This window comes from Mycolicibacterium wolinskyi str. Jessa 2025 (assembly GCF_049241375.1).
Lineage (GTDB): Bacteria > Actinomycetota > Actinomycetes > Mycobacteriales > Mycobacteriaceae > Mycobacterium > Mycobacterium wolinskyi.
Genome location: NZ_CP185960.1, coordinates 5,290,775 through 5,303,598 on the forward strand (window position 1 = coordinate 5,290,775; position 12,824 = coordinate 5,303,598).

A 12,824-nucleotide genomic window follows, 5' to 3' on the forward strand; every position below is an offset into this window, starting at 1 on the left:
CATCAGCGCAACCCCAATCCCCGCGCGATCACACCACGCAAAATCTCGTTGGTACCGCCGCGCAGCGTGAACCCGGGCCGTTGGACCACGGCATCGGCGAGCATGACGTTGTACGCGTCGTCGTCGGTCTCACCGAGCAGGTCGGCGAAATCGGCGATGTCGCCCTCGGTGGAAGTACCGAGCACCTTCACGACTGCGGCGGCGGTATCGGCGGGTTCATGGCGCTCCAACGCGCCGGCGACCGCGATCGACATCTGATGAAGCCCGGCGATGCGTGCCACGTAGCGACCCAGATCGGTGTGCCGGGCCAGAGTTCCGTCGGCCATGTGCCCGGCGACGTCGGCCAGCAACGGAAACGTGGACAGAAAGCGTTCCGGGCCACTGCGTTCGAAGCTGAGCTCCGACGTCACCTGTTGCCAGCCGTTGCCAATCGTGCCGAACACCATGTCGTCGGGCACGAACGTGTCGTCGAGGATGACCTCGTTGAAATGGTGCTTGCCGTTCATCGAGATGATGGGGCGGATGTCGACGCCGGGCGCGCGCAAGTCGACGATGAACTGGCTCAGTCCGTCGTGGCGGTGTGCGGGGTCGACGGGCGCGGTGCGGGCCAGGCAGATGAACGCGTGGGCCAGGTGTGCACCCGAGGTCCACACCTTGGTGCCGGTGAGCTGCCAGCCGCCGTCGGTCTGTACGGCCTTGGTTCGCACGCTGGCGAGGTCCGACCCGGAGTCCGGCTCACTCATGCCGATGCCGAAGTAGCATTCGCCTTTGGCGATGGCAGGCAGGAACTTTCGCTTCTGCACCTCCGTGCCGTACTTCAGCAACGACGGCACGATCTGGCGGTCGGCGATCCAGTGGGCGCCCACGGGTGCACCGGCGGCCAGGAGTTCCTCGGTGACGACGAACCGTTCCTGATGGCTTCGGCCGTGCCCGCCGTACTCGATCGGCACGGTCATGCCGAGCCAGCCCCGCGCGGCCAGTGCCCGGCTGAAGTCCTCGTCCCAGCCCGTCAGCCAGCTGTCGGCGTAACGTCCGATCTTGCCGGACCGCTGCTGCTCCGTGACGAATTGCCGCACTTCGAGGCGCAATTCGTCCAAGTCGTGCGGATCACCGGCCACCGGTGGTACGAGCCTGGTCATGTTCACTCCGTTCCCTGGGTCGCCGTCGATGCGACCGTTGAAGTGGCTTTCACGACGCCGGCATCGAGAAGCGCGGCGATCTCGGCCTCCGGATAGCCGAGGCCGCCGAGGATTTCGGCGGTGTCCTGGCCGAGCAGTGGGGCGTGTCGCCGCAACCGCACCGGGGTGCGCGACATCGCGAACGGCGTCCGCGTGGCGTAGTAGTCCCCCTCGGTGGGGTGTGTGTGCTTGGCGAGCAGTTCCTGACCCGTGACGTAGTCGTCGTTGTGGGCATCGGCGAGGTCGAGCAGATCGGACGCCGGGATGCCGTGTGCTTCGCAGATTTTCAGCCATTCCCCGGTCGTCTTGCTCGGGGCGGCTTCGCGGACCGCCGTGAGCAGTTCGCCCATGTGACGGTGCCGGTCGTCGACTGTGGCGTAGCGCGGGTGGTCGACCAGGTCAGGGCGGCCGGCCGCGGTGAAGAAGTCGCGCCAGTTCTGTGCGGAGTACGGCATGATGCAGATCCAGCCGTCGGCCGTTCGGTGCGGGACGCGCTCGGGTGTCAGTACTCTCGTCCAGCCGAAGTCCGCCTCGGCGGGAGCAAACGTATGCCCGCCGAGATGCTCGACGAGGTTGAACCCGATCATCGCGTCGACCATGGGCACATCGACCGCTTGGCCCAGGCCGGTGACCTTCTTCTCCATCGCAGCCGCGAGCACGGCGATGACGATGTAGAGCGCGACCACCTTGTCGGCGATGACATAGGGCGCGTACCGCGGAGCGCCATCGACGAGTTCGGACAGTTTCGCGGCGCCCGATGCGGCCTGGACGATGTCGTCGTAGGCGGGATAGTCGCGGTAGGCCGTCTGCGATCCGTACGCCTGCGCCGTGCACAGGATGAGGCCGGGGTTGAGCGCGGACATCCGTTCGTAGGTGATGCCGAGTTTGTCGCGTGAGCGGGGTCGCAGATTGGTCACGAGCACATCGGCATCACGCACCAGATCGTCGAGAATCCGCCGGCCTTCGGCACTACCGAGATCGACGGCGATGCTGCGTTTGTTGCGCTGCAGATTCATCGTGAGTGCGCCCATGCCCTCATGCCGGCGGGCACCGATGTCGCGACTCATGTCGCCGTCGAGGTTTTCCACCTTGATGACCTCGGCACCGAGGTCCGCGAGCGTCGCGGTCGCGAACGGACCCATGATCACCGTCGTCAGATCGATCACCCGCAGACCTGCCAGAGCGCCGGGTGTGATGTGCATCGAAAGGTCCTTTCGCTGTGACGGGCGGCACGGAAACTATCGCAGTTGTCGGAGATTTACGCAATAGCGGATTGTTTTACGTATATACATAGACAGTACGATTGTGGCACCAGCGAGAGGACCGCCCGTGACACAGCCATCCGACGCGAAACCCCGTGCGAGGCATCGCACCGTCGACCGGGTCGCAGAGATCCTGGAGTTCGCGGCGCGCGCCCACGGCGGTACCACCCTGAGCGAGATCGCCAAAAAGCTTGGCGCACCGGTCAGTTCAGTGCAGGGACTGGTCAACGGACTCGTCGCGACCGGTTACCTCGACGAGCACAACCGCCGATACGTGCTCGGCAGCGCGCCATATCTGCTCAATCGCATGGCGGGACGCCAACCGGTGTCGACCGTCACCCACACCGATCTGTCGCACATCCACGAGCAGTCCGGGCTGACGACCGTGCTGTCGATTGCCGTCGGCCCCAACATCTTCTACGTCGACTACTGCTCATCGGACCCACGGTTCGCCTACCTCGCCGAGAACTATGTGCAGCGGTCGTTGATCCGCACCTCGGCGGGCTGGGTTTTGCTCGCCGGCATGGACAAGCGTGATCAGTGGGCGTACCTGAGGGGCGTGGAGGACGCCGAGCGGCCGCTGATCGACCGGTTCTTCGCGACGCTGCCACAGATCGAGCAGACGGGAGTCTGCGCGGCGCCCAACGCTTCCGAGCACGGCGACGGCATTTCCATCGCCGTGCGCGAAAACGACAAGACCGTCGCGGCCGTGGGCATCATCTCGACGCACGAGGAGATTTCCTCACGTCGCGACGAGCTGACCGCGATCTTGACCGACCAGGCCCGGCAGTGGTCGGCACGGCAGACCGGTTGACCGCGGATACCGGCATACCCGGGCGTTCGGTTACGTTGTCAGGACTATGACTGCTTCATCCACGGCGCTGACCATGTACACCACGACGTGGTGCGGCTACTGCTCGCGGCTCAAGACCGCGCTGAAGGCCGAAGGCATTCCCTACACCGAGATCGACATCGAGGCCGATCCGAGTGCAGCGGAATTCGTGGGTTCGGTGAACGGCGGAAACCACGTCGTGCCGACCGTGAAGTTCGCCGACGGGACGACGCTGACCAACCCGAGCATCAAACAGGTCAAAGCGAAGCTGGGCTAAGGCGCCCCGTCATATCGACCAACTTGTCGGACCATCGAACTAATGTTCGATGCATGATGGATTTCCAATGGCGCGATTACGACAGCGCATCGTTGCCGTCACTGAGCGACGAGCAATTACACGAAGGCATCGCCTATTACGACCGTCGGGTCAAAGAGGCACATGCAGCCAAGGTCCAGGCGATCGCGCGACTGAAGGCGCTCACGACACCTACGGCGCTGGGCGCTCGGTCTTGGGTCGAGGTGCTGTCGAGTCGACTCAACATCAACCGCGACCAGGCCCGGCGACTGCTGAGGGAGGTCGCGCTCGCCGAGCCGTAGACCGTGCGGTCAGTCCAGGGCAGCCCAGGACTCGATGATCTCGCGCGCGATGGAGATCGATCCGGGCAGCAGAAACCGTGACGGCGACTCACTGTTCCAGTCGCCGTGGTCGAGTGCCTCGCGGATCTCGGCGCGCGTGAACCACTCAGCCTCGGCGATCTCGCCGTCGTTGAAGGAGAACGGCTGTTCCGGGTCGCCGATCGCGTGGAACCCGACCATCAGCGAACGCGGGAACGGCCACGGCTGGCTGCCCAGGTACTGCACATCGGTGACCGTCAGCCCGATCTCCTCCGCGATCTCGCGCTGCACGCACGTCTCGAAGGACTCGCCCGCCTCGACGAAACCGGCCAGGATCGAGAACAGCCGCTCCGGCCACACCGCTTGACGGGCAAGCACCGCCCGGTCATGACCGTCGTGCACCAAACAGATCACGGCCGCGTCGATGCGGGGAAATTCCTCGTGACCGTTGTCGGGGTTGACTCGCGCCCAGCCGCTCCGCGCCGGCTTGGTCACCGCGCCGTCGACAGGGCTGAAGCGCGCATGGTCATGCCAGTTGAGCAGGGCAGTTGCGGTTGCCACGAGCTGAGCGCTCGTGTCGTCGAAAACCTGACCGGCGCGGCGCAGATCCAACACCTCGGTTTCCTCGCTGGGGTCCTCGGGCCCTTCGAGTGCGGCACGCACCGCCCACACGTGCGGGCCGTCATAGAGGCGGCCCAGAAACACCGCGTTCTCGGGCGGCTTCTCGGCGTAGGCAATCGCCTTGCCCAGCACCACCCGCCCCTCCGAGATCAGCACCTGATTGCGCCGGTCCACCCGCAGCAGCAGCGCATCCGGCCAACCGGCCGCTGCGGCGTCGACATCGGTGCGCACGGTGTCGGCGCGGTCAGCACCGATGCGGGACAACAGCGGGACGTTACGGAGACTGAAAGACCGGCGATCGGTCATCGTTCGGCGTCCGCACTGCGGATGTAGAGCAACCGGTCCCCCGCCTCCAAGGCATCCACCTCCGGCGCGTCGACCCGGACCAGGCGGCCTTCGCGGACCACGCCGAGCACGATGTCGTGCAGGTGCCGCGGTGAGCCGCCCTCCTCCTTCGGGCTGACCTCACGTTCGGCGATGGCGAACCCGGCGTCGGGCGTCAGCAGATCTTCCATCATCTCCACCACGCTGGGCGTCTGGGTCGCGATACCCAGCAGGCGGCCGGCCGTCTCGGAGGACACCACGGTGGAATCGGCGCCGGACTGTCTGAGCAGATGCTGGTTCTCGGCTTCGCGCGCCGCGGCGATGATCTTGGCTTTCGGGGCAAGTTCGCGCGCGGTCAGCGTCACCAGGACGGCGCTCGCATCGTCGTCGGTCGCGACGATGATCGCCTTCGCGTGCTGGGCACTGGCCAACCGCAGGATGTCGGACTTGGTGGCGTCTCCGTGCACGGTGACCAGACCGGCGCTGCGGGCGCGTTCCAGCGCAGAAAGGCTTTCGTCGACGACGACGATGTCGGCCGGTGCGACCTCGTCACCGACCATGGCGGCGACCGCGGTGCGGCCCTTGGTGCCGTATCCGATGACGACGGTGTGGTTACGCACTCTGCTCCTCCATCGCTGGATCTTCAGCGCCTGCCGCGACTGGGTGGTCAGCGTTTCCACCGTGGTACCGATGAGGACGATCAGGAAAGCCACCCGCAGCGGCGTGATCACGAGGACGTTGACCAGCCGCGCCGACTCGGTGTAGGGCGTGATGTCGCCGTAGCCGGTCGTCGACAGCGACACCGTCGCGTAGTAGAGGCAATCCAGGAACGACAGCGGGTTGTTCTCGTCGGGCGCGCTTTCGATGTCGCGGTAGCCGTGCCGGTCGAGGTAGACGATCAAGACGGCGGCGAACAGCGCCCCCAGCGCATACATGACACGCATCGCGATCTTGCGCCCCGGGCTGACGAACGGCTCGGGAATCCGCAGCACGTCGACGAGCGCGGCGTCCGGCCGCGAGGTCAGGTTGGGGTCGATGGCGGCGAGCCGGCGCCGCAGCCTGCCTTTAGCCACGCGAACTATTCACCCAGGACCCGGATAGCGCCGGGATCGGTCCGAGCAGACGCACGCCACAATGTAACCATGACCGCACCCTCGCCTCAGCAGATCTCCGTGGCACCGACCGCGCGCCGACTCTCCGGGCTTCTGCTCGGCATGGGAGTTCTGCACTTCGTCGCACCAAAACCGTTCGACTCCATCATCCCGGCCGAGCTGCCCGGCAGTGCCCGGTTCTACATGTACGCCTCGGGCGTCGGCGAACTGGCCACGGGTGCACTGCTGGCCGCGCCACGCACTCGCCGACTGGGGGCGCTGGCCGCCGTGGCCCTGTTCGTCGCGGTGTTCCCGGGCAACGTCAACATGGTGCGGCTGTGGTGGGACAAGCCGTGGCCGATGCGCATCGGCGCGATCGCCCGGCTGCCGCTGCAGATCCCGATGATCACCACGGCACTCAAGGTCTATCGCAACTCCTGAGCGGACCTACTCCGGCTGCTCGGCCAACAGCGCCTCCAGTTCGTCTGCGCCGGGCAGCGAGTCGGGACTGACGGTCTGGCCGGAACGCACGTAGTGGAACGCCGCCCGCACCGATTCCGGCGGGCAGCCTCGCAGCGCGGCCCACGCCAGCCGGTACACCGCGAGCTGAATAGCTGCCTGTGCCATCGCTTCCGGAGTGGCCGGAGGTTCGCCGGTCTTCCAGTCCACCACCGTCGTGGTGCCGTCGGGCTCGGTGAACACGGCGTCGATGCGGCCGCGCACGATGGTCTTGCGGGTCTCCCCGATCACCATGTCGAACGGAACCTCCACCTCGACCGGTGTGCGCGCCGCCCAGCGAGACTTGACGAACGCGTCCTGCAGATCGGCGAGGTCCTCGGCGCACGCCCGTCCGCTGTCGCTGTCCACCGCGCCCGGTAGATCGTCGAGGTCGAATAACCGCTCGGCGTGGAAGAACCGCTGCACCCACTCGTGGAATGCGGTGCCCAGCAAGGCGTGCGGATCGGGCCGTTGGGGTAGCCGCCGACGTAGCCGCTCCCGCGCCGCCTTGGGGTCACGGCTCAGCTCGACCAGGGTGCTGACCGACAGTTGGCCGGGCAGTTCCGCCACGACGGACTGTGGCCCGCGGTCGCGCTCGGCCAGCAACGCGTCGACGTCGGCGGCCCAGTCTTCGCGGTCGGCGCCTGACTCGAGGTCACCGGCCATCGCGCGGGTCACCAGCTCGGCGCCGCCGCCGACATCCGCGCCATTGGCGGCCACGGCCGGCCACATCGCTTCGACAGCCTTGTCGCGCAACGGGTTCTGCTCGCCGGCTGCCGGGTCGGCCGCCCACTGCTCGATGTCTCCGCACGGCAGCCCTTCGGCGGCGGCCTCGTCGATGATGGCCTTGAGCTCGCACAGGAACTCCGAGGGCCCGCGGGGCTTGCTCTCGGTCGCACCCCAGTGATGACCCGACAGCAGCAGGGTGTCCTCGGCGCGGGTGATCGCGACATAGAGCAGCCGGCGCTCCTCGTCGACGCGACGCTGATCGAGACTGCGCTTGTGATCGGAAATCTTGTCCGACAAGATCTTCCGGTCGTTGACGTCCGAGGTGTCGAGTACCGGCACACCGATCTCGGAGACGGTTGCCCGGTCCCCGCGCAGCAGCGGCGGCAGATCCGCGGCATCGGTCAGCCACGTCCGGGCCTGCGCCGTCGACGGAAACACCCGACCACTCAGGTGCGGCACCGCGACCACTTGCCACTCGAGCCCTTTGGCGGCGTGCACGGTGAGGATCTGCACGCGGTCGTGCGAGACAGTCAGTTCGGCGGGGGCGAGACCGTTCTCCACCTCCATCGCGGCGTCCAGGTAGGCCAGCAGTGCCAGCACCGAAGCGCTGGGCCTGCTGGCGAAATCCGCCACCAGATCGCCGAACCGGTCGAGGTGCTCGGTGCCGGCCCATCCCGACGTCACGGGCCGGGCCGCGCGCGCTTCGGCGTCGAGGCCGAGGACCCGCCGAACCTCGGCGACCAGTTCGGGCAGCGGATGGCTCAGGTGCGCCCGCAGCATGGTCAACTCCCGGCTCAGCGCCACGATGCGCTGATAGCCGGTGGCCGAATACTGTTCGGGCGCACCGGGATCGCAGATCGCATCGGCCAGGCAGGCCGCGTCGGCGTCGGGCGCGGCCTGCGCGACGATGTCGGCGGTGCTCAACTCCCCCGACTGCCGGTCGTCGAGTTCGACCGCGCGCCGCCACAACGCCGCGATGTCGCGGGCTCCGAACCGCCACCGCGGTCCGGTGAGAACACGCATGACGGCCGACCCCGCAGTCGGGTCTGCCACGAGCCGCAGCATGGCCACCAGATCGGCGACCTCGGGCACCGCCAAGAGGCCCGCCACGCCGACCACCTCGACCGGCACCCCGCGTGCGGTGAGCGCAGCCGCCATCGGCGCGGCGTCGGCGTTGCGCCGCACCAATACCGCCGCCGTCGGCGCAGCCACGCCGCGACCGGTGGCGTCGTGATAGATCCGCGCCAGGTGATCGGCCACCCAATCACGTTCGGACACGACGTCGGATAGCAGCGCACACCGGATCGTGCCCGGGTCGGCGTCGGGTCGAGGCAGCAGTGCGCGCACCGCGACCGAGCGCTGCCGCGCCTCGGCCGACACCGCGTTCGCCACATGCAGAGTGCTCGGCGGATTGCGCCAACTCGTACGCAGTTCCAGCGTGGGCGCCGGGGTGCCGTCGGAGTACGGGAAATCGGTGGTGAATCGCGGCAGATTCGTCGCAGACGCACCGCGCCAGCCGTAGATCGACTGGATCGGATCGCCCACGGCAGTCAGCGCCAACCCGTCATCGGCGCCGCCGCCGAAAAGGGCCGACAACGCCACCCGCTGGGCGTGACCGGTGTCCTGGTATTCATCGAGCAGCACCACCCGGTAACGCTCGCGCAGCTGCGCGCCGACCTGCGGGAATCGCGCCGCCAGCTGGGCCGCGGCCGCCATCTGCATCCCGAAATCCATGACCTTGTCGGCGCGCATCCGCTCATGCAGGGCGTCGATCAACGGCACCAGCTCGGTGCGTTCGGTCTGAGTGGCCAACATCTTCAGCAGCCACTGGCTCGGCCCGCGGTCGCGCTGGTACGGCCCGGCGGGAAGGGTGTGCACCAGCCGTTCGAGTTCGACGTGCGTGTCGCGGAGCTGGTCGGTGTCGACCAGATGCTCGGCCAGCGCACCGGCCAGCCGCAACACCATCGCCGTGACCGCCGCGGGAGTCTTGTCGGTGGCGAGCTCGCCCGGATGTGCGCACACCACCTCGAAGGCCAGCTGCCACAGCTCGGTCTCGCTCAGCAGGCGCGTATCCGGCTCGACCGGCAACAGCAGGCCGTGCTCGCGCAGCAGCGTGCCGGCGAACGCATGGTAGGTGCCGACTGTCACGGACTCAGCGGCTTCGTCGGCGACGCCGGACACCGGCGCCAGCCCCGCGCCGGCCAGCCGGGCCAGCCGCGTCCGGACCCGGCGCAGCAACTGCCCTGCCGCCTTGCGCGTGAACGTCAGGCCGAGCACCTGCGACGGGGTGGCGAACCCGTTGGCGACGAGCCAGACGACGCGCGCCGCCATCGTCTCGGTCTTGCCTGCCCCGGCACCGGCGATCACCACGAGCGGCCCCGGCGGCGCGGCGATCACGGCGGCCTGCTCGTCGGTGGGCGGGAAAAGGCCCAGCGCTTTGGACAATTCGGCCGGGCTGTACCGAGCGCCGGCCGGCGCGGAGATCGCAGCGGTCATGACCGTCCTTCCCCAGATTGTGCCGGGCAACTCGACCGCACCGGGCAGTTCGAGCAGCCGTCGTTGACGCGCGCGAGGAACTGCGGGCCCGCCGTCGCGGAAGCCGCCTGCCGTACCGACTCCAACCACTCGGTCCGGGTCGCGGGTGTCATCGGGTCCTGCTCGCGTTCGGTCGCGCCGGCGGCACCGGCCTTACCGAGGTACACCAATCGCCCACCGCCCGGCTCGTCCCCGTCGGGCAGGAGCCCGGCTGCCACCGCGAGCTGATACATGGCCAGCTGCGCATGGCTCTGCGCATCGTCCTTGGTCACCGGGCTCTTGCCGGTCTTGAGATCGACCACCACGAGCCGACCCGCCTCGTCGCGTTCGAGGCGGTCCAGGCGGCCCCGCACCCGGATTCCTGGCGCGCCCTCCCCCGGCTCGACGATGACACCCTCGACGTCGATCTCGGTGCCGACCTCGGTGAGCTCACGCCGGGTCTCGGCGCGCCAGCGGGTGAATGTCTCGAGCATCGCGCGGTGGCGTTCCAGCTCGTTGTCCGAATACCACTGCGCCTCGTAAGGCAGTTGGCTCCATACCTTTTCGAGCTCGTTGACCAGTTGGCTCTCGGTCTTGTGCGTGTCGGCGACGAGCGCGTGCAACAGTGACCCCACCGTGGACCGCACATCGCGGCCGTCACTGCCGCCATGACGTTCGAGCAGCCAGCGCAACGGGCAGTCGGTGAGCATCTGCAACGTCGACGGCGACAGCGAGACAACGGGCGCGACCGCGCCATCCGTTTCCGACCACAACGGCTCCTCAGTGGACAGCGGAGTCATCGCGTGCCATTGGGCCGGGTCGGCGCCGGGCACGCCAGCCGCGGCCAGCCGGGCCAATTGTGTTGCCGCGCAGGCCCGCGAATCGTCGTCGACGGCGCCTGCGGGAGCGCAGACCACCGCCCGCAACCGGCCGACCAGCGCCGAGGGCGCCAGCACGCGGGGCGCGATCAACGGCGGCTGGGGCACCGGCTCGGTGGCCAGCTCCGCCAACTCGGCGCAGAACGGCGAGGGCAATAAGGATTCGTCACCGGCGTCGCTGTCGACCGCGGTGACCAGCAGCCGGGTGCGGGCGCGACCCATCGCCGCCATCAGCAGCCGCCGCTCCTCGGCCAGCAGCGGCGCCCGCGTCGACACCGCGCGATCCGCCGGCGTCGCCACCCCGTCGAGCACATCCACCAGGTGTTGCGTCCCCAGCACGCCGCCCCGGGGAATGGTGTTGGGCCACAACCCCTCCTGCACGCCGGCGATGACCACGAACTCCCACTCGCCGCCGAGCGCGGCGTGCGCACTGAGGACCGCGACCGCATTGTCCTGACGCTTGTCGTCACCTGCCGGAGCGCCGAGACGTGTCACGTGGTCGACCAAGCCGCCCAGCGAGGCCCCCGCGGTCCGGTTCACGTACTGGTCGGTGACGTCGAACAGAGCTGTCACCGCGTCCAGGTCGCGATCGGCCTGCACGGCCGTACTTCCCCCGCGCTCACTGGCCGCCAGCCACCGACGCTGCAATCCACTTGCGTGCCAGGCCTGCCATAGTGTGAACCGGGGATCGGCGCCGTCGGCCGCGCTGCGGCGTGCGGCGGTCAGTACCGAACGCAGCCGCCGCAACGGCCGCAGCAGCTCGGCCGACAACCCGTCCGGATCGGCATCGATCGCCTCGATCAGCAACTGGCCGAAATCCTTTGGCGGCGTTGAGCCGTCGGCGCGCCGCAGCGCCCGGCGCAGTTGGCGCAGCGTCACCGGATCGACCCGGCCGATGGGCCCGGTGAGCAGATTCAGCGCGCCGTCGGCGTCCAGGCCGCCTGCCGCGGTGGCGCTGAGCACCGTCAGCATCGCCGCGACGGCGGGCTGACGCGCGAGCGGCACACCGGTGGCCCGTTCCTGCACGGGCACCCCCGCCGCGGTCAGGGCACGCGCGAGCGAGGCGCCGGCACGCGGTACCGACCGGACGATGACGGCCATCTGCGACCAGGGCACCCCGTCGACCAGATGCGCACGGCGCAGGGCATCGGCGATCAACGCGCCTTCGGCATGCGGGGACGCGGCCAGCCGCATGCTCACCGTGCCATCGGTTTCTGAGTTTCCGGTCAGTGCCCGGGTGGCGCCGACACCGGGCAACCGCTGCGCGAGCCCGGAGATGGCCGACGCGATCGCGGGCGCACAGCGGTGCGATTCGGTGAGGGTGATGGCCGGGTGGGTGTCGTCGCGCAACAACACCGGATCGGCACCACGGTAACCGAATACGGATTGGTCGGGGTCACCTGCGATGACGGTGAGGCCGGCGCCTGCCGCCAGAACCCGAACGAGAAGGGCGGCCTGTGGATCGAGGTGCTGCGCGTCGTCGACCAACAGCAGCTTGATGCGGGCACGTTCGGTGGCCAGCAGCTCGGCGTCGGTGCCAAGCGCCTCCAGGGCGGCGCCGACGAGCTCGGCGGCTCCCAAGGCGGGCACGGTGGCCTGCGGGGCGGCCATTCCGACCGCCGAGCGCAGCAACATGATCTGCTCGTAGGCTTGGGCGAACCGGCCCGCGGCCAGCCATTCCGGCCGCCGAGCGGAACGGCCGAGGCGTTGCAGGGCAATCGGATCCACCCCACGCTCGGTGCACCGCGCCATCAGGTCGCGCAGCTCGGTGGCGAAGCCCGCCGTGCTCAGCGCGGGCCACAACTGCTCGGGCCAGCCCACCGGCGAGTTCGGGCCGTCCTCGAGATCACCGGCCAGCAGCTCGCGGATGATGCCGTCCTGCTCGGCACTCGTGATCAACCGGGGCGGCGGATCGCCGTTGCGCTGTGCGGCCAGCCGCAGCACCGCGAACGCGTACGAGTGCACCGTCCGGATCAGCGGCTCACGTACGACGCCCTGTTCTCCTGCGCCCAGCAGACGTGCTGTGATGGCGGCGCGTGCGGCCGTGCGCAGCCGGGCCGAACCGGTCAACAGCAGAACCGATTCCGGGTCGGTGCCCGCCACGATGTGCTCGACAGCGGTGCTCAGCAACAGCGAGCTCTTGCCGGTGCCGGGCCCGCCGAGCAGGCGCACCACACCGCTGCGCCCCGGTTCGAGCAGGGCGGTGCCCGCCGGCGATACGGACTCGACGTGTTGTGCGGTCATGGAAGGGATGACACCAGAAGGGACCGACAAGTAGCGGC

At 68.6% G+C, this 12,824-nt stretch carries 10 protein-coding genes; 4 read left to right on the forward strand and 6 right to left on the reverse strand.

From position 1 onward, the window contains the following. Positions 1 to 2 precede the first annotated feature (2 nt). On the reverse strand, positions 3 to 1,145 hold the full coding sequence (locus ACOI2T_RS26135) for an acyl-CoA dehydrogenase family protein (RefSeq protein WP_067854412.1): 1,143 nt from the start codon (positions 1,143 to 1,145) through the stop codon (positions 3 to 5). Continuing rightward, on the reverse strand, positions 1,142 to 2,380 hold the full coding sequence (locus ACOI2T_RS26140) for a CaiB/BaiF CoA transferase family protein (RefSeq protein WP_409505943.1): 1,239 nt from the start codon (positions 2,378 to 2,380) through the stop codon (positions 1,142 to 1,144). The genes ACOI2T_RS26135 and ACOI2T_RS26140 overlap by 4 nt, the downstream gene beginning before the upstream one ends. 127 nt (positions 2,381 to 2,507) lie before the next feature. Here ACOI2T_RS26140 and ACOI2T_RS26145 point away from each other — a divergent pair, with 127 nt between their 5' ends. The 3 genes from ACOI2T_RS26145 to ACOI2T_RS26155 are packed head-to-tail and all read left to right on the forward strand — an operon-like array spanning position 2,508 to position 3,869. Then, positions 2,508 to 3,254 carry an IclR family transcriptional regulator gene (locus ACOI2T_RS26145; protein ID WP_409505942.1) on the forward strand — a complete coding sequence of 249 codons (747 nt, stop codon included), beginning with the start codon at positions 2,508 to 2,510 and terminating at the stop codon, positions 3,252 to 3,254. 46 nt (positions 3,255 to 3,300) lie between these two features. Next, positions 3,301 to 3,549 carry a mycoredoxin Mrx1 gene (mrx1, locus tag ACOI2T_RS26150; protein WP_409505941.1) on the forward strand — a complete coding sequence of 83 codons (249 nt, stop codon included), beginning with the start codon at positions 3,301 to 3,303 and terminating at the stop codon, positions 3,547 to 3,549. Positions 3,550 to 3,602: 53 nt separating this feature from the next. Beyond that, positions 3,603 to 3,869, forward strand: coding sequence for a hypothetical protein (locus tag ACOI2T_RS26155; RefSeq protein ID WP_409505940.1), 267 nt, complete (start codon positions 3,603 to 3,605; stop codon positions 3,867 to 3,869). 9 nt (positions 3,870 to 3,878) lie between these two features. Here ACOI2T_RS26155 and nudC read toward each other — a convergent pair whose 3' ends face one another. Next, positions 3,879 to 4,814, reverse strand: coding sequence for an NAD(+) diphosphatase (gene nudC / locus ACOI2T_RS26160; protein ID WP_409505939.1), 936 nt, complete (start codon positions 4,812 to 4,814; stop codon positions 3,879 to 3,881). After that, positions 4,811 to 5,905, reverse strand: a complete 1,095-nt coding sequence (locus ACOI2T_RS26165) for an NAD-binding protein (RefSeq protein WP_067854423.1) — start codon at positions 5,903 to 5,905, stop codon at positions 4,811 to 4,813. The genes nudC and ACOI2T_RS26165 overlap by 4 nt, the downstream gene beginning before the upstream one ends. A 69-nt stretch (positions 5,906 to 5,974) precedes the next feature. Here ACOI2T_RS26165 and ACOI2T_RS26170 point away from each other — a divergent pair, with 69 nt between their 5' ends. Continuing rightward, positions 5,975 to 6,364 carry a DoxX family protein gene (locus tag ACOI2T_RS26170; RefSeq protein WP_421874760.1) on the forward strand — a complete coding sequence of 130 codons (390 nt, stop codon included), beginning with the start codon at positions 5,975 to 5,977 and terminating at the stop codon, positions 6,362 to 6,364. A 6-nt stretch (positions 6,365 to 6,370) separates the two neighbouring features. Here the strand turns inward: ACOI2T_RS26170 and ACOI2T_RS26175 are convergent, their stop codons facing one another. Together ACOI2T_RS26175 and ACOI2T_RS26180 are read right to left on the reverse strand one after the other, a co-directional pair. Continuing rightward, positions 6,371 to 9,646: an ATP-dependent helicase gene (locus ACOI2T_RS26175; RefSeq protein ID WP_409505938.1), complete on the reverse strand. Its 3,276-nt coding sequence runs from the start codon at positions 9,644 to 9,646 to the stop codon at positions 6,371 to 6,373. Further along, positions 9,643 to 12,786 carry an ATP-dependent helicase gene (locus ACOI2T_RS26180; protein ID WP_409505937.1) on the reverse strand — a complete coding sequence of 1,048 codons (3,144 nt, stop codon included), beginning with the start codon at positions 12,784 to 12,786 and terminating at the stop codon, positions 9,643 to 9,645. The genes ACOI2T_RS26175 and ACOI2T_RS26180 overlap by 4 nt, the downstream gene beginning before the upstream one ends. Positions 12,787 to 12,824 lie beyond the last annotated feature (38 nt).

Coding starts and splice junctions, on each gene's coding strand:
- ACOI2T_RS26140 (WP_409505943.1), bottom strand. CDS start 2,380: ATGCACATCACACCCGGCGCTCTGGCAGGTCTGCGGGTGATCGATCTG.
- mrx1 (WP_409505941.1), top strand. CDS start 3,301: ATGACTGCTTCATCCACGGCGCTGACCATGTACACCACGACGTGGTGC.
- ACOI2T_RS26155 (WP_409505940.1), top strand. CDS start 3,603: ATGATGGATTTCCAATGGCGCGATTACGACAGCGCATCGTTGCCGTCA.
- nudC (WP_409505939.1), bottom strand. CDS start 4,814: ATGACCGATCGCCGGTCTTTCAGTCTCCGTAACGTCCCGCTGTTGTCC.
- ACOI2T_RS26170 (WP_421874760.1), top strand. CDS start 5,975: ATGACCGCACCCTCGCCTCAGCAGATCTCCGTGGCACCGACCGCGCGC.
- ACOI2T_RS26175 (WP_409505938.1), bottom strand. CDS start 9,646: ATGACCGCTGCGATCTCCGCGCCGGCCGGCGCTCGGTACAGCCCGGCC.
- ACOI2T_RS26180 (WP_409505937.1), bottom strand. CDS start 12,786: ATGACCGCACAACACGTCGAGTCCGTATCGCCGGCGGGCACCGCCCTG.